Annotated in this window: 18 protein-coding genes; 12 read left to right on the top strand and 6 right to left on the bottom strand. The window is 44.9% G+C overall.

The features are described from left to right. Positions 1-38: 38 nt before the first annotated feature. The 5 genes from NO989_RS05955 to fusA all read left to right on the top strand — a co-directional run bounded on the left by NO989_RS05955 (position 39) and on the right by fusA (position 5,499). The gene (locus NO989_RS05955) at positions 39-941 is read left to right on the top strand and encodes a transcriptional regulator GcvA (protein ID WP_014949024.1); all 903 of its coding nucleotides are present in this window, start codon (positions 39-41) and stop codon (positions 939-941) included. Between the two features lies 1 nt (position 942). Beyond that, positions 943-1,635 carry an alpha/beta family hydrolase gene (locus NO989_RS05950; RefSeq protein WP_014976158.1) on the top strand — a complete coding sequence of 231 codons (693 nt, stop codon included), beginning with the start codon at positions 943-945 and terminating at the stop codon, positions 1,633-1,635. Between the two features lie 35 nt (positions 1,636-1,670). Further along, the gene (locus NO989_RS05945) at positions 1,671-2,138 is read left to right on the top strand and encodes a DUF423 domain-containing protein (protein WP_061485404.1); all 468 of its coding nucleotides are present in this window, start codon (positions 1,671-1,673) and stop codon (positions 2,136-2,138) included. After that, on the top strand, positions 2,131-3,228 hold the full coding sequence (gene rlmM / locus NO989_RS05940; RefSeq protein WP_061485408.1) for a 23S rRNA (cytidine(2498)-2'-O)-methyltransferase RlmM: 1,098 nt from the start codon (positions 2,131-2,133) through the stop codon (positions 3,226-3,228). Before NO989_RS05945 ends, rlmM begins: the two co-directional genes overlap by 8 nt. Before the next feature lie 183 nt (positions 3,229-3,411). Continuing rightward, positions 3,412-5,499 carry an elongation factor G gene (gene fusA, locus NO989_RS05935; protein ID WP_061485411.1) on the top strand — a complete coding sequence of 696 codons (2,088 nt, stop codon included), beginning with the start codon at positions 3,412-3,414 and terminating at the stop codon, positions 5,497-5,499. 113 nt (positions 5,500-5,612) lie between these two features. Here fusA and cynS read toward each other — a convergent pair whose 3' ends face one another. From cynS to NO989_RS05905, 6 genes are all read right to left on the bottom strand, one after another. Beyond that, positions 5,613-6,062: a cyanase gene (gene cynS / locus NO989_RS05930; RefSeq protein WP_061485412.1), complete on the bottom strand. Its 450-nt coding sequence runs from the start codon at positions 6,060-6,062 to the stop codon at positions 5,613-5,615. A gap of 18 nt (positions 6,063-6,080) precedes the next feature. After that, a complete protein-coding gene (locus NO989_RS05925; protein WP_061485414.1) occupies positions 6,081-7,991 on the bottom strand; it encodes a protein phosphatase 2C domain-containing protein in 1,911 nt (636 codons plus the stop codon). A gap of 126 nt (positions 7,992-8,117) precedes the next feature. After that, positions 8,118-8,966, bottom strand: coding sequence for a formate/nitrite transporter family protein (locus NO989_RS05920; RefSeq protein WP_014949030.1), 849 nt, complete (start codon positions 8,964-8,966; stop codon positions 8,118-8,120). 441 nt (positions 8,967-9,407) lie between these two features. Next, the gene (locus NO989_RS05915; protein WP_371342243.1) at positions 9,408-11,474 is read right to left on the bottom strand and encodes a transglutaminaseTgpA domain-containing protein; all 2,067 of its coding nucleotides are present in this window, start codon (positions 11,472-11,474) and stop codon (positions 9,408-9,410) included. Further along, complete coding sequence (locus NO989_RS05910; RefSeq protein WP_131136298.1) at positions 11,471-12,604, bottom strand: DUF58 domain-containing protein; 1,134 nt, start codon at positions 12,602-12,604, stop codon at positions 11,471-11,473. The genes NO989_RS05915 and NO989_RS05910 overlap by 4 nt, the downstream gene beginning before the upstream one ends. A 36-nt stretch (positions 12,605-12,640) precedes the next feature. Then, positions 12,641-13,588 carry an AAA family ATPase gene (locus NO989_RS05905; RefSeq protein ID WP_371342242.1) on the bottom strand — a complete coding sequence of 316 codons (948 nt, stop codon included), beginning with the start codon at positions 13,586-13,588 and terminating at the stop codon, positions 12,641-12,643. Positions 13,589-14,088: 500 nt separating this feature from the next. On the opposite strand from NO989_RS05905, the gene seqA reads away from it, so the two are divergent. The 7 genes from seqA (at position 14,089) to NO989_RS05870 (ending at position 22,835) form a co-directional block, all read left to right on the top strand. Further along, complete coding sequence (gene seqA / locus NO989_RS05900; protein ID WP_278344468.1) at positions 14,089-14,874, top strand: replication initiation negative regulator SeqA; 786 nt, start codon at positions 14,089-14,091, stop codon at positions 14,872-14,874. Positions 14,875-14,921: 47 nt separating this feature from the next. Next, on the top strand, positions 14,922-16,574 hold the full coding sequence (gene pgm / locus NO989_RS05895) for a phosphoglucomutase (alpha-D-glucose-1,6-bisphosphate-dependent) (protein ID WP_061485424.1): 1,653 nt from the start codon (positions 14,922-14,924) through the stop codon (positions 16,572-16,574). Between the two features lie 218 nt (positions 16,575-16,792). Then, positions 16,793-19,270, top strand: a complete 2,478-nt coding sequence (locus tag NO989_RS05890; protein ID WP_014949036.1) for a glycogen/starch/alpha-glucan phosphorylase — start codon at positions 16,793-16,795, stop codon at positions 19,268-19,270. 297 nt (positions 19,271-19,567) lie between these two features. Continuing rightward, entirely contained in the window at positions 19,568-20,872 is a 1,305-nt protein-coding gene (locus NO989_RS05885; RefSeq protein ID WP_371342241.1) for a putative bifunctional diguanylate cyclase/phosphodiesterase, read from the top strand. Positions 20,873-21,017: 145 nt separating this feature from the next. Next, positions 21,018-22,049 carry a succinylglutamate desuccinylase gene (gene astE, locus NO989_RS05880; RefSeq protein WP_371342240.1) on the top strand — a complete coding sequence of 344 codons (1,032 nt, stop codon included), beginning with the start codon at positions 21,018-21,020 and terminating at the stop codon, positions 22,047-22,049. Continuing rightward, positions 22,042-22,452 (top strand): HIT domain-containing protein, encoded by a 411-nt coding sequence (locus NO989_RS05875; RefSeq protein WP_014949039.1) that lies wholly within the window; start codon positions 22,042-22,044, stop codon positions 22,450-22,452. Before astE ends, NO989_RS05875 begins: the two co-directional genes overlap by 8 nt. A 56-nt stretch (positions 22,453-22,508) precedes the next feature. Next, a complete protein-coding gene (locus NO989_RS05870; protein WP_014949040.1) occupies positions 22,509-22,835 on the top strand; it encodes a heavy metal-binding domain-containing protein in 327 nt (108 codons plus the stop codon). The last annotated feature ends 134 nt before the right edge of the window (positions 22,836-22,969 follow it).

Below are 22,969 nucleotides of genomic sequence, written 5' to 3'. Positions count from 1 at the left end.
TTTGTCATGCTTCGGTCACACTGGATTAAAAACGATATATGCATCGACGTTTACCCCCTCTCAACGCCTTGAAATCGTTTGAAGCGGCTGCTCGCCATTTGAGCTTTACTAAGGCTGCCGATGAGCTGTTTGTTACGCAAGCTGCCGTTAGCCACCAGATAAAAGCGCTTGAAGATTTCTTATCGATGAAGCTATTTCTTCGAAGAAATAGAACCCTGCTTCTAACCGAAGAAGGTCAAGCTTATTTTCTTGAGCTAAAAGATATCTTCAAAAACTTACAAGATGCGACAGAAAGGCTACTTGCGAAGGGCAGTAAAGGTGCTATCACGGTAGCGATGCCGCCCAGCTTTGCGAGCCAATGGCTGGTACCCCGTATTCATAAGTTTAGTTTGGCGCATCCAGACATCGACGTACGCATCAAGGCAGTTGATTTCGATGAAGGCTTCTTAGAAGACGATGTAGACGTTGCGATATATTACGGTAAAGGTCGTTGGGCTGGTCTTCAAGCCGACCAGCTACATCGAGAGTTTCTTACTCCGCTTTGCTCTCCAATGCTTTTTCAAGGCCCCAAACCTTTATCCAGCCTGTCTGACTTACGGCACCACGTGTTGCTTCACGACTTAAGCCGTACTGCATGGAAAAATTGGTTGAAGCATGTAGGTGTGGTTGGCGTAAACGTTAACCAAGGACCGGTTTTCAGTCACTCCATGCTAGTTTTGCAAGCCGCTGCACTCGGTCAAGGCATTGCGTTGGGTAACACGGTACTTGCAAGACCGGAAATTGAAGCGGGAAGGCTAGTTATGCCGTTTGAAGAACGCGTAGAGAGTCGCGATGCGTTTTATCTCGTGTGTGAGGAATCACAGGCTGAACTCGGTAAGATTGCGGCATTTAGAGACTGGATCTTAGCGCTGGTCGAAGCTGAACAAGAGGACTTGTTGTAATATGACTAAGTTGAACACCATTGCTGAACAGCCTAGTTTTGACATTGAATTGCATGAAGCCGATAAGCCCTTAGCGTGTTTGATACTAGGCCATGGAGCCGGCGCCGGTAAGGAGCATGAGTTCATGCAAGACATTGCGAAGGAACTTGTTGCTAGAGGTATATCAACCGTTCTTTTTAACTTTCCCTATATGCAAACCATAAAAGCTACCGGTAAGCGTAGGCCTCCCGATAAAGCCGATAAACTTATGTCACATTTTACTGCGGTGATTGAAACCTGCAGCAAAGATAACAAAGCCTTGCATAACTTGCCTGTGTTCATCGGTGGAAAGTCGATGGGCGGGCGTATGGCGACCATGGTGTACGAAGCGGTGAGCAATGTAAAAGGCGCGATAGCGCTGGGCTATCCGTTCCATCCTCCTGGTAAGCCAGAAAAAACACGCACCGACCATCTGCAAACGGCGTCTAAGCCTTTGCTTATTATTCAGGGTGAACGAGATACCTTTGGTACAAAGAGCGAAGTAGAGGATTACAAAAAGCGCAGCGTATTATCTACAGACATTGAATGCGCCTATTTAGACGACGGCGATCACAGTTTTAAGCCTCGCAAAGCAAGTGGCAAAACGCAGGAAGAACATATTGTTACCGCTGCCACGCTTACCGCTTCTTTTATTGAAGCCCATTTAAATAATTAATGGTTAATTAGAAATCAGAGCGAAAGACTAATTTAATGAAAACTGAAAAACTTGGGTTTGCCACCGTTGCTAAACCTTATCTTATTGCAGGCGCATTGCTAGCGGGCCTTTCTGTCGTGCTAGGTGCGTTTGGCGCACATGGTTTAAAAAGCGTATTAACTGCACAGCAGCTCAACACGTTTGAAATTGGCGTGCGTTATCAAATGTATCACGCATTAGCCTTGCTGCTTTTGCCTGCGCTGTCAGGCGTTGTCTCATCGACGTGGGCAAATCGGGTAGCGTTTTGTTTCGTTACCGGTACGGTGTTGTTTAGTGGAAGTTTATACGCGCTAGGAATAAGCAGCATAAAATGGTTTGGCCCGATAACCCCTTTGGGTGGCATGTTCTTTATTATTGGATGGGTGTCGTTAGTGATAGGACTGATAAAAGGTCATGATTTAAACAAGCAACAAAAAGAAGAGCAGAACAAAACTCACCACATGCCGGGGGCAGGTAATGTCTAACACCAGTATTTTAGGTTATTGCCGACCTGGTTATGAAAACGATACGGCTAACGAGCTTACCTCTCGTTACGGTGAAGCCCAATGTTATGGCTACCCAGTGTCGAAGAAGAACAGTGGCTTTGTACTTTATCATTTATATGATGGCTCGCAGCTAGAGCAAACCATTACTCAGTTTGCTGTTCACGACAGTATTTTTCCTCGTCAGCTGGTGGCAGTTTTTGCCACTCTTACCGATATAGAAAAAGAAGACAGAGTAGGGCAAGTGCTTGAGGCCCTAAAAGAGGTAGAAAAACCATTTCAAATTTTTGGCGCCATAGACGTCGAATACCCAGATACAGAAGAAGGTAAAACCCTCGCAAAGTTCTGCCGAAAGTTTACGGTTCCTCTTCGCCAAGCCCTAAGAAAAGCGGGATGGCTCACCGCAAAGGAAAACTTAGGTAAACCAAAGCTACATATTTTCTTTGAGTCATTTGAGATTTGCCATATTGGCTATACATTACCCAGTCATGCTAGTGGCGATCACTTGGGTATTTGCCGGTTAAAGTTCCCAAGTGATGCGCCGAGCCGCTCGACGCTTAAACTTGAAGATGCCTTAGTGAATATGCTGAGCGACAAACAGCAGGCTAAGGTACTTCGAAGCGGTGGACGTGCCGTGGACCTAGGTGCATGCCCGGGCGGTTGGACATATCAGCTGGTGAAGCGCGGAATGTATGTTGAAGCTATCGACAATGGACTTGTAGCCGATAGTTTAATGAGCACGGGTTTGGTTGAACATCACGCGGCAGACGGGTTTACCTATCGACCACAATTTGGTCGTGTAGATTTGCTGGTATGTGATATGATAGAGCAACCCGATAGGGTAGCTAAATTGATGGGTGATTGGTTAGTTAAGCACTGGGCAACGCACGCAATATTCAATTTAAAGTTACCTATGAAACAACGTTATGAAACTGTAGTTGAAGCCATGACGTTGCTAAGGGGCCGATTAAATGCTTTGGAAGATGCATTTGCGGTGAAGGTGAGGCATCTCTACCACGACAGAGATGAAGTTACAGTAACAATTGTTCGCACTTCAAAAGATGAGGTGTGATTTTGTTATTTTTCAAAAAAGTGTCATTAATTAATAAGTTATTGATACTTAAAGAAAAGAATTAATGGTGGCGCGGATTTTAGCAAACGAATTTAAGGTTTATGCTAAAAAAGGTGTAAATCTGGTATAGAAATCCTTTATAATCCGGCCGTTTTTTTACTCTGAACCAATGAAAGTGAACTAATGTCAGACTTATCTCATTACAGAAACATTGGTATTTTCGCCCACGTAGACGCGGGTAAAACTACCACAACAGAACGTATCTTGAAGCTTACTGGTAAAATCCATAAAACTGGTGAGGTTCACGATGGTGAATCAACAACTGACTTCATGGAGCAGGAAGCTGAGCGTGGTATTACCATCCAGTCAGCGGCAACAACCTGTTTCTGGAAAGATCATCGCATGAACATCATCGATACTCCGGGACACGTTGACTTTACAGTTGAAGTATATCGTTCACTTAAAGTACTAGACGGCGGTATCGGTGTATTCTGTGGTTCTGGCGGTGTTGAGCCTCAGTCAGAAACTAACTGGCGTTATGCTAACGAATCAGAAGTTGCGCGTGTAATCTTCGTAAACAAACTAGACCGTATGGGTGCAGACTTTTACCGTGTAGTTGGCCAAGTTAAGAAAGTACTTGCTGCTAACCCACTAGTAATGACGCTTCCAATCGGTATCGAAGACGAGTTTACAGGTGTTGTTAACCTTCTAGATATGAAAGCGTACATCTGGGACGATTCAGGTCTTCCTGAAAACTACGAAGTTGTAGATATCCCAGCAGATATGGTTGATAAGGCTAACGAGTACCGTGAGCAACTAATCGAAACTGCTGTTGAGCAAGATGACGACCTAATGATGGCTTACATGGATGGTGAAGAGCCGTCTCTAGAAGACATCAAGCGTTGTATCCGTAAAGGTACTCGTGACCTAGCGTTCTTCCCAACATACTGTGGTTCTGCATTTAAGAACAAAGGTATTCAGCTAGTTCTTGACGCGGTTGTAGACTTCCTACCTTCTCCAACAGAAGTTGATCCACAAGATCTAACTGACGAAGAAACGGGTGAGCCTACTGGTGAAGTTGCAACAGTATCTGTTGACGAGCCGTTCCGTGCACTTGCGTTCAAAATCATGGACGACCGTTTCGGTGCCCTTACGTTTATCCGTATCTACTCTGGTAAGCTAAACAAAGGCGACACTATTCTTAACAGCGCAACGGGTAAAACTGAGCGTATCGGCCGTATGGTTGAGATGCACGCTGATGAACGTACTGAACTTACTTCAGCACAAGCAGGTGACATCCTAGCTGTTGTTGGTATGAAGAACGTTCAAACTGGTCACACACTATGTGATCCTAAGCACCCATGTACACTAGAGCCAATGATCTTCCCTGAGCCAGTAATCTCGATTGCTGTTAAGCCAAAAGACAAAGGCGCTAACGAAAAGATGTCTATCGCTATCGGTAAACTAGTAGCAGAAGACCCATCTTTCCAAGTTGAAACTGACGAAGATTCTGGCGAAACCATCCTTAAAGGTATGGGTGAGCTTCACCTAGATATCAAAGTAGACATCTTGAAGCGTACTTACGGCGTTGAGCTAGAAGTTGGTCAACCTCAAGTTGCTTACCGTGAAACTATCACACAAGCAGTTGAAGACAGCTACACGCACAAGAAGCAGTCTGGTGGTTCTGGTCAGTTCGGTAAGATTGATTACCGCATCCGTCCGGGCGAAACTAACTCTGGCTTCAAGTTCACATCTACTGTTGTGGGCGGTAACGTTCCTAAAGAATTCTTCCCTGCAATCGAAAAAGGTTTTGCAGGTATGATGGAAGTAGGTCCTCTAGCGGGCTACCCAGTACTAGACGTTGAAGTTGAGCTATTCGACGGTGGTTTCCACGCAGTTGACTCATCAGCAATCGCGTTCGAAATTGCAGCTAAAGGTGCATTCCGTCAGTCAATGCCAAAAGCAGGTCCTCAAATTCTTGAGCCTGTGATGAAAGTTGACGTGTTCAGCCCAGAAGACAACGTTGGTGACGTAATCGGTGACCTTAACCGTCGTCGTGGTATGATCAAAGACCAAGAAGCTGGCGCTACTGGCGTTCGCATCAAGGCTGACGTACCTCTATCTGAGATGTTTGGTTACATCGGTCACCTACGTACTATTACATCTGGTCGTGGTCAGTTCTCTATGGAATTCAGCCACTACTCAGCTTGTCCTCAGAACGTAGCTGACAAAGTAATTGAAGAAGCGAAAGCACGTAAAGCTGCTAAGTAATTAGCCTTTGCGAACGTAAGCTGACTTTGGGTTAGCTTACGCTTCAAGAAATACTAAAAAGCCGGTCGCATGACCGGCTTTTTTTATGTCGGGTGTCCCATCCTGAAATACGTTTAGTACATCTTATATGGCAGAAACTTCCCTGACATAACTACGCTGACACGGTCACCTTTAGGATCGTTTTCGCGCTGTAAATCCATAGAAAAATCAATGGCACTCATGATGCCGTCGCCAAACTCTTCATGAATTAATTCCTTTAATGTAGTGCCATACACACTCACCAATTCATACCAGCGATAAATAAGCGGGTCGGTAGGGACTTCTGTGGGTAATGAGCCTTTGTAAGGCACGATTTGAAGCCAGGCAATCGCTTCGTCGGTAAGCTCAAGTAACTCACCTACAGATTCAGCTTGCTGCTTTGTCATGGCCATTTGTCCTAAGCAAGCTGCTGTACTCCATTCTTTTGACTGACCAACAACTTCGGCAATCTGACTCCACTTTATGCCTTTTAAAATTTTGGCTGACTGGATCATGTCGGTAACTTGGGTTCTCGATGTAATCATTTGCATTTCCTTAAAGGGTTAGTTAAACAAAATGAGCGTAACTAGATTGCTGAAAATAAGTGCCAGTATTAGCACCTTGTACACAAAAAGAGGGTGTCGTTTTACTAACGGCTCGTACGCCGTATGTTGTGATGGATTTGGGTAGCGAAGCGAAAAAAGAAACTCAGATAGTGAAGAAAATCGCTTGTCAGGGTTCACATGCAAAGCACGTTTAAGAGCGCTATCAACCCAATTAGGTATTGGCCGATTAGGAGCCAATGCGGTTTGGTATTTTAACTTTTTCTGCTCGGCCAACGTGCGACAGTGAGCGAGCTTTGTGCCATAGGGGTAACGCCCGCACAAGAGATAGTAGGTGAGTACGGCTAAGGAAAACAGATCAGAGCGCTCTGTGCCTACATTTCCTAAAAAGTATTCAGGTGCGGAAAAAAGTGCAGCGCCAGGAATAGGTGTGTCACTATAGAGGCTTGGTGCATCGGCTAAGGCTGCTGAACCCAAATCTATAATAGTACAGTGCCCTTGTTCGCTAATAATAATATTGTCGGGGCGTATATCCCTATGAACAATGCCCTGACGGTGCATTGCCTGTAAACCTTTACCAACCTGCTCGATTATATTCCTAACTTGCTCTAATGGCGGCGTAGGATTATCAACAGCCCATTGAGCTAGCGTTTGACCTTGAATATATTCACTTACGCTGTAAAAAGCAGAAGGAGGGTACGGTAAACCCAAATCAGTAAACGTTGGGCTTTTAATAACGTGTGCCGAATTAATCCGTCTCGAAAACCAGCTCTCTATTAGGAACCCATTTACCATTTCTGGTGATAGGGTAAAGTCGGTAGCCGGCGTTTTTACAACCACAGGGCTGTTTGTCTGCGTAGCTTCACAAGACGAATGGGTGGCAATAAAAACATGGCTTCGGGCCGACGTATAAAGCTGTCGTTCTAGCTTCAGTCCATCAACATCATCACCCGTCTTAAAATTTGCGGCAGCAGGCTCTTCGCATACATGTTCATCAGACTGCTGATTTGAGTAATGAATCGCAGCATCAGAAACCTCAGAATTGGTTATCAGTTGGTTGCCCAACGGCCTGTTAAGTACAGATGAATGAGGTGAAGTTGAAACGCCTGTATACAGTGGGTGTCTGTGATCGTCTAGGCCATCATGGCTAGCTACAAGAACCTTTACGAGAAGTAAGGTGAGGTTGTCATCGCTTCCTCTAGTAAATGCCTCATGTACTACCAACGCAGCTTGGTTTTCAGAAAGCGTATCGGCCTCACTGATTTTCATAAGAATGGTGGGTAGCGAAACAAACTCATAAACGCCGTCGCTACTTATCGAAAACGTGCTCGATGAGTTGAGGGTGAGTGTTGTGTGGTCGATATCTATATGTGCTTGAACGCCTAATGCTTTAGTAAGATAACTCTGCGAAGGCTCACTTTCCGATACTTGACGATGAGGTTTTGTGAGTAAGACAGGCGACTGTGCGTTCTTAGAAATAGCCTGAATTTGACAATCCCCCACATGAAATACATCCATGTGATTGCCTGTTACCACTGCCACTGTTAACGTGCACACATAACCTTTTTCTGGTGTATAGCAAAAGGGACTTCTTTGCGTACGTGTGTAAAGCAGCGCGTTTATCTCTTTAATAATGGTTTCAGCGCGCGTCTTAACCGACCATTGTTCCGGCGCTATTTTAAACAGTTTAATAAACTGACTGGTAGCAAAGTCGCTAGCAACCTGGCTAACCGTACTGCTACTTACACCGTCAGCGATAACAAAAACGCTGCTTTGATTTGGGTTATCAGAGACATGGAAAGCGTATGCATCTTGGTTTATCGCTTTAACGCCGGCTGTAGAAAATGCACTTACACTGAGCGTGTTAGCTGGTGGGTTAATTGGGGCGTTTAACGCGGCTCGCTCATTCATGTTTAATTGCTTCTTACCTGCATATTTAATTATGAGCCCAATTAGTTATTTCCAAGGAAACGGATAACGCCATCATGACGTGTCTTGTAGGGACAAGGCATGATGGCTTTAAGATAAGCGCCTTAATTAAATAGGCAGTGTTTGCGATGCAGCGGCTTTATCAACAGGGATAGTACGTTTGGGTAGCGTCTTAACGTGGGTGGTGTACAGGGTTAGTCCAGTAAAGGCGAGGCCACCAACAAGATTTCCAAGTGCAGTTGGGATCTCGTTCCAAATGAAGTAGTCCATAACCGAGAAGTCGCCGCCCATAATAAGGCCAAATGGGAAAAGGAACATGTTTACTACTGAGTGCTCAAAACCCATAAAGAAGAACAGCATGATTGGCATCCACATGGCTAGTACTTTTCCGCTAACGTGAGTTGAAATCATTGCACCCACTACGCCTAGCGACACCATCCAGTTACACAACATGCCGCGAATAAAAATGGTGAACCAGCCTGCAACGCCGTGTTCTGCGTAGCCCAATGTACGAGCTTCGCCAATGCTGGCTACCTTAGTCGCGATGGCACCGCCATCCACGTTATACCCCATGGTAAAAATAAACGACATCATAAAGGCCACGGTTAATGCGCCACCAAAGTTACCTAAGAATACTAATCCCCAATTCCGTAGAATTTGTTTTGGCGTGACGCCAGGTCGCTGTGCAAGCCAAGCGAGTGGGGTAAGTACAAACACGCCGGTTAATAGGTCAAACCCCATAAGGTAGAGCATACAAAAGCCCACTGGGAATAACACTGCGCCAAGAAGAAACACGCCGGTTTGAACGGCAATGGTAACGGCAAAAACAGCGGCAAGGGCCAATATTGCACCTGCCATATAAGCGCGAATTAGAGTATCTCGTGTAGACATATAAATTTTGGCTTCGCCTGCATCTACCATCTTGGTTGCAAACTCAGCGGGGAGAAGATAAGCCATGGTTTCACCTCACGTTGTCGTTATTAATAAGTTGTCATCTGTGTGTTGGCGTTTACTGTTTCAATGCGTTCCAGAAGATCAAAAAAAGGCGTCCGCAGCGCTCTCGTAAGAAAGAACTGGGGACGCCTTTGTCCGAAACTCATGCATTGTGGTAGCTAACAAATAAACCGTCGGTTATGTGTACGCCTTTGTATTCTAAAGCCCGTTGGCAACTAATACTTGTATAAGCGCCTTCGTACTTTTGTTATCCATTTGTACAAAGCTAAAAAAGTGCCAATAACCAAAATGTACCTAAACGTGTTATTTATTGCTATTTAAAACAATGGCTTGTGTAAATTCGTGGCTGTGTTGATAGTCGCTTGCGCCAAGGCACTATTAATTAGTCTGCACTAAAAAGGGGGGGAGTGTGAGTGTTTAAGGTGCAATCGGTTTTACTATTTCCTACTTTAATGCCTGTTTTAACATTTTTAGCTGACGCTTCATGGTTGGATAAACTTTTGCCTCTTGTGTTCGGTGTGCGTATTTTTCGTGCTCAAATTGTTCACACAGAAGTGTTAGTGCCTTGGCAGCATCTTCGTTTATCAAAGGATTAACTTCACTCATAAAGGCGGACAAGGTTTTATTCCCTCTTTCTTTTCCTGTTTTAGCTTCAACGCATTTTATTGCGTTTAGTAAAACTCTGTGTGAGGGCGACCGTGTGTTGCGATGCGTTTTGGGTAAAAAATAAAGTGCTAAAATAAGCCCAATTAGGCCAATGGCGGAAAGAAATACAACTTGCATTTTTTGCGGCGTTAGCGAGCCTAGTAATTCTTCAAGCATGTTGGTTTGCGCAGTATTGTCAAAGCCCAGTACCCATTTACTCCATGAGTAATCGAGCTGTTGAAACCAGCTTTGTAACGTTGCAAAAATGGCAGCGTTGCTAAGGTCGCCCAAAATACTCGCTTCACGAGACTCCCCAAGCTCTTCCAACGCACGTTCAAGCCCCAAGGTTAAGCGTGACGGTGCCACCATACTCGTTGGGTCGTGTCGAATCCATACACCATCAATAAATGCTTCCACCCACGCATGTGCATCGTACTGCCTTATTTGCAGCACATTGTCATTAAGTGCGCTTCCGCCCTGGTAGCCTGTCACCATTCTTGCCGGTACCCCTGCGGCGCGAAGCACATACACCATGGCGCCTGCGTAATGGGCACAAAAACCTGAGCGTTCTTCAAATAAAAAACGGTCGATGGGGTCGGTAGGCATGGCGTTCGGCGATAGGGTGTAGCGGAAGCCCCCTTGATTAAATTCACGCATTATTGCGCTAACTATTTGCTGTGCGCTTGAGTATTGTTTGGCAAGTCTCTGTCCCCATGCCCTGGCTTGTGGGTTGCCACTCATGGAAACCTGTAGGTTTAGTTGAGATTCAAAATTTCCTATTCCGCTAGTGATTTGAGCAGTTGGATAGTAGCGCAGATAAAACGCCTTCTTACTGGATATTGGGCTATTCGCCCTTAACGTAAAATCAAAAAGACTTCTTACGAAAATACTGTTCTCGCGGTTGTTGGGGGTCGAAGGCGCTAACGCAAACAGCCACGTTTGCTGTGTGGGTTCCACGATCAATTCATAACTTATCACTTGAGGCGTATTTTCCTCGGCCAGAGCTGACAAGGGTGTTGGCTTGTCCATGTAAGCTAACTGCTGCTCTGCCTGTTTGCGTTTGTTGCTAATAGACCAGGTTTTCCCGTCAAAATGTTCTAAGGTCATAGCGCGCCAATACCTGGACGGTGCAACAGGGACTGCTTCTGCGTTTTCAAATGTGGCGCTGAAAGCCAATTCAGATGAACTTGCAAGTGACGCAATATCACCAGGCGTCACCGTGTCAGAAAGCCCGGTTTCAGTCGACTTTGACGTGGGCATCTGCCAAAGCGGAGGGAGTTGGGGAAGCAGTAAAAACAGTAGCAGCGCGATAGGGAAAGCTTGGACAATAAGCACGGTCACGAATTTAATGCTTTTTGATTTGGGTATTCCTGCACCGTGATAAATGGCAGTCGCGAATAGCAGCAGGGCCAGTATTCCTGTATAGCCAATCCACGCAAATACGCTTAGAGACGAGATAAATCCGCAGCCGATCAAGAACAAACAGGTACATACAATTAAGTGAAAATCTCGTTTTTTCTCAACCAGCATGATTTTGAGCGCGCACGCGACGGTCAATAGGTTGATCATGCTATCAAGCAATCCTACTGAGAAGCCAAACCACGATAATGCGAACACTGCCAATATCGCCAGCAAGTTAACCGTGCGTGATGTTGGCAAACTATTCAACGCACTAAGGCCTGCCGTCCTTACTATCACTGCGCATCCGCCTAGCATGATTACCCATGTCATAAGCGGCGCGGTGAGAGTGAAAAGAATAAAAGAGAATGCTATGCAGAGCATAAGCACAGCCACGGACGTTGGTTGGCTAAACACGCTTTTAACAACGGTTAATTGTGATAAACGGCTTAAGATAGCGGAGTTCATTTCGTTGACCTCGCTCTTTCACTCTTTATGGAAGATATTGAGACCGTTTTATTTGAGGTTGAAGAAGCTTGTGATGAATGCGAATTCAAACAAGCAAGTGCACTAAGACATTCGTGCCTATGTTTTACCCCGCGAGCAGGGGCAATGTTAAGCCCTTTGTACTGTATTCCAAATACCCGGTCTGCGCCTGTCCAAGACAATGTTGCATAGGTAAGTGCCGACACGGCAGTTTCCACATCTATGTTTGAGGGAACTGAAAGTACAAAACTGTCGCTTTGCAAGGAGGTAAAGGATTTCGAAACCCAATTTCCGTTTTTCGCCACATGCTTCCACGATACGCGATTAAGCGGCTGTCCAACTTCGTAATCGTTTAATGCGTAGAAGTCCTCGTTACTTGTAAGGTCGTTAACCTGACTGACGCTATCCGACTCATTAGAACTCGCTACCTTATTAACAGTGACCGGACCTTCTTGAGGTTTTGCATAGACAGTAACCTGTTGGTCAAAATCGAGGTGGGTCCAGCATTTGTATAATCCCAACGGAAAATCGCATGCAATGGTTAGTCTGCCCAGTGCAAATCGCCCCCGTACTGGTATTGGAAGAGGCACGCTGAGGGTTTGCGTTTGTCTTGTATCCGTAACTTCATTGTCGTTTAAAGAAAAGCTGTACGTCTGCTGATCCACTGAGGTATCTTGATTGCTTGCATTAACAGCGGTTTCCATGGGGCGTGCTGTATTTAGCCACTTTATTGCTAATACACCATTGCACGTTTTCGTTGGCGCTGCCGCGTGAGGGATAACCTGAAGCTGCAATTCACCCTGTAAGTTACAGTGAAATGGACTGGGGGGCGTCGCTTTAAGCGCTAAACGCGCAAAGTTTTGATGAGTGTAAAACAGCGTTAATAGCATAATGCTTAAGCACAAATAGCTAAGCAGCAACATCAAGTTGTTTTGGTAGTTAGTGCCAAGTAAAAACAAACACAGCGATAGAATAATAAAAGACCAACCGAATCCGCTCGGCAATATAAAAATACTGTTTACGTTGAGGTGATGTTCGTGAGAAGCCGGAACTCGCCTGTCTAACCACTTTAATAGCCTGCGTTGTAGGTAATTCGAAAGTGAAGCTGGCATTCTACGCACCTTTAGCGCTCCGAAAATTCATGAATGCTAGGCTGCCAGTGGGTCAATACTATCGAGTAATTTCTGGCTCAGTTTTTCACCGTCAAAAGCATGGGTTTGCTGCCCTTGTGCCAACTGATGTGAAGACAATGTTAGCCTATGAGCGGTAATGGCCACGAAGACGGCCTGTACATCTTCGGGAGTAACATATGATTTTCCGGAAACAAACGCCCAAGCTTTGGCACCTTGTAGTATCGCTCTACTCGCTCGTGGCGATAGGGGGTTAGGGTAATCATTACTTTCTCGACTTTCACTCACCAATCTTAGAATGTAATGAATAATGGCATCGCTGGTATGAATAGTGGCTACCTCTCGTTGCATCTCGCGCAAATTCTCCTCATTTAGTATTTGTGCAAGCGGTGCTGATGCATCCTGTTGCAATAGCATGGCTTTTTCTGCTTCCCACGCTGGATAGCCCAAAGAGATACGCATAAAGAAACGGTCGAGTTGGGACTCTGGCAAGGGATAAGTGCCCGATTGATAGCTTGGGTTTTGTGTAGCAATAACAAAAAATGGAGAGGGTAGCGTGTGGGTTACACCATCTATACTTACTTGTCGCTCTTCCATCGCTTCTAACAGGGCGCTTTGTGTTTTGGGGCTGGCTCTGTTTAGCTCGTCCGCTAACACCACTTGGCTAAAAATAGGGCCGTGTCTAAACGAAAAGCGCTTTGCCTCGTCTTGTTCATTACTATGAAAAATGTTTACGCCCAACATATCTGATGGGAGTAAGTCAGAAGTAAATTGAATGCGAGAATATTGTAGGCCAAAAACTTGGGAAAGCGCATGAGAAAGGGTGGTTTTACCCATTCCCGGTAAGTCTTCAATTAATAAGTGGCCATTGGCAAGTAAACAAGTTATTGCGAGTTTTAACTGGTGATCTTTACCAATAATTTTCTGACTAAGAGCCCGCTGTACATTGATGATATCTTGGCGCATATAATTGTCACTTAAGTTTAAAGTTACTCTGTCACACTACGTATTAAACAGTGAGAAAGCGATTAAGGCTTTTCTAAGGATGTTGCGCAATGATGTTTAAGTTCATGTCTGAGTTCATGTTCTAGTTTACATGTTTAGCGAACGGTAACGAGTGCCGACAATGCGGTGTTTCGAAGGTCACTACTTCTTAATAATAGCAACGATAGTGAAAGGCTTTCTATTGAATTACCTGTTAAATTTTATACGCAGGTATATCAGCGACTTGATGGTTCGTTGAGTTGTTTCTCCTATGTTCTTAATGTTGTTAAGGCGACGTCTATTTTTGAAAAAGTAAAAACGGCTTACATGGACTTTATCGACAGCAAATACGACGGGTTGGGAAGCAGTAAAACGTCACTTTCTTATCTTATTAGCATAGATTCCCGCAAAACATCTGTTATTAAGTGCTGCGTAGTTTATCTGTGTTGTCTATAATGGTGCCTCTTAAAAAGGAAGTAGTTATGAAAAGCATTGAAATAGATGACGATTTATATGCCTTCATCGCCAGCCAAACGAAGCATATTGGTGAGAGTGCATCACAAATTTTAAGACGTTTACTTTTGCCTGAAGACGGTGCCGTGTCCCACGGTGTCCAGCATGGTGGGGCTTCATCTACATCTGTAAAAACAAGCGAACCAAAAAGTACAGACGTTGTAGAAACCGCAGATAACGCAAGTGAGTCAACACCCGAAGTTGAAACTCAAGTGGCGACTAAAACACCAGCCAAAGCGCCTACTAAAGCGACAGCCAGTTCAGCAGTTAAAGCAGCGCCAAAGGCTGCAGCGAAGAAAGCTCCAGCTAAAGCAACGGCAGCAAAAGCGCCTGCGAGCTCAAGGGCAGCTAAAAAGGTTTCGGAAGTTTCTTCAGTAACGCCAGCAACAGAATCTCATTCGAAAAGAGACATTCTTGAAGCGGTGTCAAAAGATGCATTAGGCACATTTACCAAGCGCGTTGATCAATTCCTGTTTGTTTTAAGTGCAGCGCACAAGCTTAATGCAGAAAACTTTACTCGTGTTGAAAGTATAAAAGGTAAAAACCGTACGTACTTTGCGACAAGTAAGGCGGCATTGTTGGAAAACGGCAGCAGTACTAATCCTAAAGCTATCCCTGATAGCCCGTTCTGGGTGGTAACAAATAACAATACTGCCAAGAAAACGAATATGCTGGAACAAGTTTTGCGTAACTTAGGCTATCAACCCGATGTTATTGAAACCGTGATTGCGCGTTTCTCTTCAGAAGGTAAATAGCAAGCCAAGGTATAGAACAACGAAACTTCTAAATAAGGATTTTTTTCATGGCATTACATCCGCAGGCTGGACAGCATGCAGCAAAAGAGCAACTCATTAACGTAGCGCAGTTAGTGAGCCAGTATTACAGCTATAAACCGGATATGAATGACCCGGGTCAAGCGGTCTCTTTTGGCACGTCAGGTCACAGAGGTACAGCTTCCAACGCTACGTTTACCGACACCCACATCAGTGCAATTTGCCAAGCATTGGTAGAGTATCGTAAACAAGAAGGTATCGACGGTCCGCTGTTCGTTGGTAAAGATACCCACGCGTTATCTGAGCCTGCCATGATTACCGCTATCGAAGTTTTGTGTGCAAACGGTGTCAATGTTGTCGTGCAGCGCGCAGACAATGAAAGCATGGGCTATACGCCGACACCTGTTATTTCACGTACTATTATTCGCTACAATCGCGCAGGTAACACCGACAAGGCAGATGGTATCGTCATTACGCCTTCTCATAACCCTCCTTCAGACGGTGGATTTAAGTACAACCCGCCTCATGGTGGACCTGCCGATAGCGACGTAACCAAGCAAATTCAAGAACGCGCGAATGAACTAATTGCCGATGGCAATAAAAACGTTAAGCGCATTGATATTCGTCAAGCTACCGCGCGCAAATTGGTTCGTGAAGAAGACTTCATGGAACCTTATATTGAAGATCTTGCAAGCGTTATCGACATGGAAGCGATTGCAAAAGCTAACTTGAAGTTAGGTACTGATCCATTAGGTGGTGCAGGCATAGGTTATTGGTCGCGAATTGCAGATAAATATGGCTTGGACATTACCGTTGTTAACGACGCGGTTGACCCACAGTTTGGTTTTATGCGCCGCGACAAAGACGGTAAGCTTCGCATGGATTGTTCGTCTGCCTATGCGATGGCAGGGCTTATCGAGCTGAAAGATAACTTTGACTTAGCTTGGGGCAATGATCCTGACTTCGATCGTCACGGTATTGTGTGCAAAAGTGCGGGCCTAATGAACCCAAACCATTATTTGGCCGTGGCTATTAACTACCTTTATACCCACCGTCCAGAATGGCCTAGCGATTTAAATATCGGTAAAACACTGGTGTCTAGCAGTATGATTGATCGCGTAGCCAACAGCTTAGGTAAACCTTTAGCTGAAATGCCGGTAGGCTTTAAATGGTTTGTTGATGGTTTATCAAACAGCACTATTGGTTTTGCGGGTGAAGAAAGTGCTGGTGGCATCTTCCTTGAACGCAATGGAAGCACGTGGGCGACAGACAAAGACGGCTTTATTCTTTGTTTGCTGGCAGCTGAAATCCTAGCCATCACAGGCAAAGATCCTGGCGAGCACTACAAAGCGCTAACGGAAAAATTTGCAGCACCGGTTTACAGCCGTGTTGACGTGGCAGCAACCCTTGAACAAAAGCAAAAGCTTTCGGCGATGGATGCATCTGTCGTCACTAGCGATACGTTGGCGGGCGAGCCTATCACTGCCGTTCAAACCCATGCGCCAGGTAATAACGCGGCAATTGGTGGCGTTAAAGTATCGACAGAAAATGGCTGGTTCGCAGCGCGTCCTTCTGGCACCGAACAAATTTATAAAATCTATGCGGAAAGCTTTAACGGTGAAAGCCACTTACAGGATCTAATTGCTGAAGCCGAAGCCTTAGTCGGAAAAATAATTAAATAAGTACAAAAACCAATCACTTTAAATTCGCTTTTGTAAATTTATTGTTAAAAATCGCATGAGTGCATACGAATTCATGCGATTTTTTGTTATTTTAACAAAATTATTACAACATAATCGTTTAAGCGCTGCTATATTGCTGTCATATTCTGAAGTTATTCTGTAATTAAATTACGTTTTCGGTGTGTAAACACCGCTTCTACTTAAGAGTGAGACGCAAAATGAACGCAAAAGCGACCAAGACGCAACCCTCTCCAGTGATCGATAAGGCTGCATTCAAAGCAGCGGTTATTAAACACTTACACTGCACGCTAGGCACCGACGAAAACAAAGCAAACAATCACGCTTGGTGGAAAGCAACGTGTGCTGCAATTCAAGAACAAGTACTTGAAGGGTTGCGCAAAACCCAGAAAAGTCATTACCTGAACGACACCCGCGCCGTTCATTACTTTTCTGCTGAATTCCTAATGGGCCGTTTGCTTTCAAACAACCTGCAAAACTTTGGCTTATTCGATGTGGCTAGTGGCGCGTTGAAAGAGCTAGGTGTTGAAATTTCAGACATTCTTGAAGAAGAGCCTGATATGGCGCTAGGCAATGGTGGCCTTGGCCGACTAGCGGCTTGCTTCATCGACTCACTGGCTACAATGGAATTACCTGCAATAGGTTATGGTATTCATTACGAGCACGGTTTATTCCGCCAAGAAATTAAAAGCGGTGCGCAAATCGAGCGACCAGACAGCTGGCGTGACTACGGTAATCCATGGGAAATTTGCCGTCCAGAATCTATTCAAGAAGTATCGCTTTACGGCTATGTAGAGACTAAATATGGCGACAACGGACGAGTGCTGAAAGAATGGCACCCTGGCTCAATTGTAAAAGGTGTGCCGTGGGACATTCCGGTTGTAGGCTACGAAGGTAAAACCGTAAACGTATTGCGGTTGTGGCAGTCAGAAGCGTCTGACTACTTCAATTGGGACGTGTTCAATGCGGGTGGTTATGTTGATGCACAACGTGAAAATGTATCAGCTGAAACGATTTCAAAAGTACTTTATCCAAACGATGAGACCGAAGCGGGTAAAGAGCTTCGCCTTATTCAGCAGTACTTCTTCTGCTCGTGCTCGCTTAAAGACATTATCCGTCGTTACAAGCGTGCGCATGGTGACGATTGGAGCCGTTTCGCCGATCAGGTTGTTATTCAGCTAAACGACACGCACCCAGCTATTTCTATACCAGAGCTAATGCGCATTCTTGTTGACCGCGCAGAGCTTGGCTGGGATGAAGCGTGGGGGATTTGTACAAAAGTATTTGCATATACCAACCACACCTTGCTGCCAGAGGCACTTGAAAAGTGGCCTGCGCGCATGATTGAGAAGATCCTTCCTCGTCATCTAGAAATCATTTATGAAATTAACCACCGCTTTATGGCAGAGGTTGATAAGAAGTGGCCTGGCGACAATGCCATGAAAGCTAAGCTTTCAATCATTGAAGAAGGTAACGAGAAGATGGTTCGTATGGGCCACCTGTCGGTAATCGGTTCATTTGCCGTTAACGGTGTGGCAGAAATGCACTCTCGTCTTGTTAAGTCGTCTCTGTTCCCAGAGTTCGATGAACTATATCCAGGTAAGCTAACTAACGTAACCAACGGTATTACACCACGCCGCTGGTTGAAAGCGTGTAACCCAGCGCTGTCTAAGCTAATCGATAAAAAGATTGGTGAAGACTGGCCGCGCGACTTAGACAAACTGCAAGGGTTAGCTAAATTTGCGAGCAATAAAACGTTCCAGAAGCAGTTCATGAAAGTGAAGCTTGAGAACAAAGAGTTGCTAGCAGAGGAAATTCGCAAGTCACTTGATATAGAAGTAGACGTTAACGCCATTTTCGATGTGCAGATTAAGCGTTTGCACGAGTATAAGCGTCAACACTTAGCGCTTCTGAATATTATGGCGTTATACCGTCGTATTCTAGAAAACCCTGATTACGATATGCACCCGCGTGTATTTGTGTTTGGTGCTAAAGCGGCACCGGGCTACAAGCTTGCGAAAGATATTATCTTCGCAATTAACAAGGTAGCGGATAAGATCAACAACGATCCACGCGTAAATAACAAGATTAAAGTAGCATTCTTACCAAACTACCGCGTGTCACTGGCTGAGAAAATGATCCCAGCAGCTGACGTATCTGAGCAAATCAGTACGGCAGGTAAAGAGGCATCAGGAACCGGTAATATGAAGCTTGCACTGAACGGTGCGGTAACTATTGGTACACTTGATGGTGCAAACGTTGAAATTGCTGAAGAAGTGGGCGATGACAACATCTTTATCTTCGGACTTACAGTAGAAGAAGTGAACGAGCTTAAAGCGAATGGCTATAACCCACATGACTACTACTATAAAGATCCAGAAATTAAAGCTGTGCTGGATTGGTTAGAAACGGATTACTTTACGCCAGGTAAACCAGGTGCATTGGTGTCAATTAAGCAAAGCTTACTTGATAACGGTGACCCGTACATGGTGCTTGCAGATTTCCGTGCTTATTCTGATGCACAAATTGCAGTTGATGCTGCATACCGCGACAAAGAGCGTTGGGCAGAAATGGCAATCATCAATACAGCGAAGATGGGTAAATTTACCTCAGATCGTTCAATTCGTGACTACGTAGAACGCGTTTGGAAACTTTCACCGTGTAAGATTGAAAGCTAATCGCAGAACCGTAAAGAAATAGCCCGGCAGTGGTGCACTCGCCGGGTTTTTTATTACCCTCTAAATACTTCTTCATTGTTTCGTATTGGGTTCAAAATACGGCACAGTTTGTTCTTAACGTCACCAGAAATAAGTACTACAGCCATGTTTTTTGTCCAATATTAGGCTAATGTTGTACAAAAGTATAAGACGGTATGCAAAATAATACGTTACTGTCGTTGCGCCTTTCGTAGCGCCATGGTTTTATATAACTAGTTGTTTTTAGTACCTCGAAGCGTAAAGCTCAAGGAAAACATCATGAGCCAACACACATCACTGGCAACCATTCCCAATCGCTATGCGTTTATCGATAGCATTTCGAAGCAAGCGTCTCGCAGTGCTTCTATTTCATTGATGCTGGTCGATGTAGTGCGTTTTTCTGATGTGACAACCAGTCTGGGCATTCATGTAGGCGATCGCTTTTTACTTGAAATAGCCAACCGCATCCAACTCTTATTTGGAACTGCGGTGTCGATTGGCCGTATCAGTGGTGATGTTTTTGGCATCGTTTTTCCTAATGAAAGTAATGAAACCGTAATGCGACAAATGTTCGAACGCTTAGTCGAGCATTTCAAAACGCCTATGCATTATGATGGTACGGCTTTTATTGCAGACTTTAACGTAGGTGTGGTGTGCAGTATTAAGAATGACTTTGATATCACTTCCTTTGTTTCCCGAGCGGAAACGGCTTTAAAACAAGCAAAAGAAAACAAATACGAAAATTACTTCGCGTTGACTAAGTCAGACAAAACCGACACGGGCAGAAGTTTGGCGCTAAAAGCAGATTTAAAACGTGCATTAGCACAAAATGAACTCGAGCTTTACTATCAACCAAAAGTCGATCTGACAACGCTAGAAGTAGTGGGGGCTGAGTGCTTACTTCGCTGGAATCACCCTCTTGATGGCGTCTTATTTCCAGGTCCGCTTATCGAAGCGGCCGAGTCTTATAATATGATGAGCGAACTGGGCTACTGGACGCTTGAGCAAGCCTTTAGGGCGCTCTCGGAATTGGACCTAATGAAGCGGTCTTTAATGCTGTCTGTGAATATTTCTCCTACACAGTTATACGACAACCAGTTAGTTCCAACCCTGACGATGCTGAGTCGTACGTATTCAATGCCGCTTTCGTTAATCGAGTTGGAGCTTACCGAGGACGTGGCACTGTCTAATTCATTAATGGTGAAAAAGCAGTTAGATGAGCTGCGAAGCTTAGGCGTATCTATTTCTGTAGATGATTTTGGAAAAGGTTATTCTAACCTTGCTTACATCCGAGATTTAGATCTTGATGCCCTAAAAATAGATAAATCATTTGTCATGGAGCTTGAAGCACACCCTGTTAATCGTGCCATTATCGAAGCGGCGAAAGTTATTGGTCATGCTAAGGGGTGCTGTGTAGTTGCGGAGGGCATAGAAACCGTAGAGCAGCTTCACATACTCAGAGAAATAGGGGTTACACAAGGGCAGGGATACCTGTTCTCTCGCGCCATTCCATTCGATGATTTCGTACAGCTTACCCAACAAGAGATAATTATCGGCAACTCGCCTAGACGCGCTCAAGCGTAGTATCTGAAAGTGCGGCAATCTGTAGTTCCGTTGTTCAATGCTTACAGCTACTGGGAATTAAACAGTGAGATAACGTGATTTTGAAGGCCTGTCTGGGTACACTGGAAGCATTCTAGATTAGACAACGTAGACAAAGCTCACACTTATGCAAGAACTTATCGAAAGCGGCCAATTTTTAACACTTTCTCGCCGTAATTCCGCATTATTTGAACGCTCTCATCAATTTACATTAGCTAATGGTACGCTCGTCCATATTACCGCACCTGGCATTATCAGTTTTTCAGTACAGCCAACCTCTAAGCCTAATAAACGCATTGTTTTATCGTGTGGTGTTCACGGTAATGAAACCGCACCTATCGAAATCTGTGATGATTTGGTTAAGGGGATCCTTACAGGGAACATAACGCTGGCACATGATGTTTTGTTCTTATTTGGCAACCTGCCAGCGATGGATATTGCAGAGCGTTTCGTTGAAGAGAACATGAACCGCTTGTTTAGCGGTGCACACTCGAAGGGCGAAGGTTTAGTGAACGCAGAGCGCGTTCGTGCTAAACAGCTCGAAGATGCTGTGGCGTCTTTCTTTGAAGCGGGTGAGGGCACCCGATATCACTACGACCTACACACAGCAATTCGCGCCTCAAAAAATGAAAAGTTTGCGGTATATCCTTATCTTCATGACAGAATACACAGCAAAGGGCAGCTGGCATTTCTCGCAGCGTGTGGCGTGAAAACCATATTGCTGTCGGAAAGTTCGACAACGACCTTTAGCTATTTCTCGTCATATCGATACAACGCGCACGCGTTTACGGTTGAACTTGGCAAAGTGCGTCCATTTGGGCAAAACGATATGCGTCGATTTGAAGATGCGAAACAAGCGATAACGCAGCTAATTACTCAAACCGAGTACGCGCCTACGGTTGATATGGATGACCTTGATATTTATCGCGTGAACCAAGTTATAAACCGAAACGAAGAACAGTTTACGCTTCATTTCAATGACGATACGCCAAACTTCACTGACTACCCTAAAGGCACGGTATTGGCTTCTGAACCGGGTAAAGAGTACATAGCAGAGCAGGACGGCGAAGCCATTGTTTTCCCGAATGCAAAAGTAGCCATTGGACAACGCGCTTTATTAACCGTTGTGCCTACTACGTTGGATAAGCTAGATGTTTAAACTTGATAGCCGTTTACACAATGATACATTTTTTGTCTGTGATCTTTCGCTGTGTCGTGTACTGTTGATGAATGATAGTCAGTTTCCGTGGCTCATTTTAGTGCCGATGAAAAATGATATTGCGGAAATTATCGATTTGTCAGAAGAAGAGCAGATTACTTTACTCAAAGAGTCTGCATTGGCATCAAAAGCCATGCAGTCCTTGTTTTCACCACTTAAACTTAATGTGGCAGCACTAGGCAATGTGGTAAGGCAGCTTCATGTTCATCACGTCGCACGTTTTGAAAATGATTGTGCGTGGCCAAAACCGGTGTGGGGCAACCAGCCAGCAGTGGCATATAACACTAACGATGCTCAGGCACTTGTTAAGTCTGTTAAGCAGTGGTTTGAAAACAACAGCTAGAGGGCGCACGCCCTTAATAGCGACAAATAAACAGTTCACATTAAAAGGAGTTACGCATGATTGTTTCAACTACCCCAACGCTTGAAGGGCATAAAATTGAAGCTTATTACGGTATTGTTGTGGGCGAGGCCGTGATGGGCGCAAACGTATTTAAAGATCTTTTCGCTTCTATTCGCGACATCGTGGGGGGGCGTTCTGGGTCGTATGAAGAAGAGTTAACCACCGCACGTAAGTTAGCGTTTACTGAGCTTGAGCACGAGGCGAGAAGTATGGGCGCCAATGCTGTGGTTGGCATCGACTTAGACTATCAAGTGATTGGCGATAAAGGCAGTATGCTTATGGTGAGCATTAGCGGTACCGCGGTGAAAACAACCCCTTTATAAGATTATGAAGGGCGTATGCTTTGGTGAATTAACGTTTATCAATTAAGTGCCGATCAATACCAATCCGCATAGATAATTGCCCACTCAGAAGGTGCTGGCAAGTTTCCTAGCGAAGCGTGGGAATGCAGGAATGC

It is taken from the genome of Alteromonas sp. DY56-G5 (assembly GCF_041414725.1).
In the GTDB taxonomy this organism is placed as follows: Bacteria; Pseudomonadota; Gammaproteobacteria; order Enterobacterales; family Alteromonadaceae; genus Alteromonas; species Alteromonas macleodii.
Note: the sequence above shows the minus strand (reverse complement) of the source record. Positions and strands in the feature narration are given on the sequence as shown.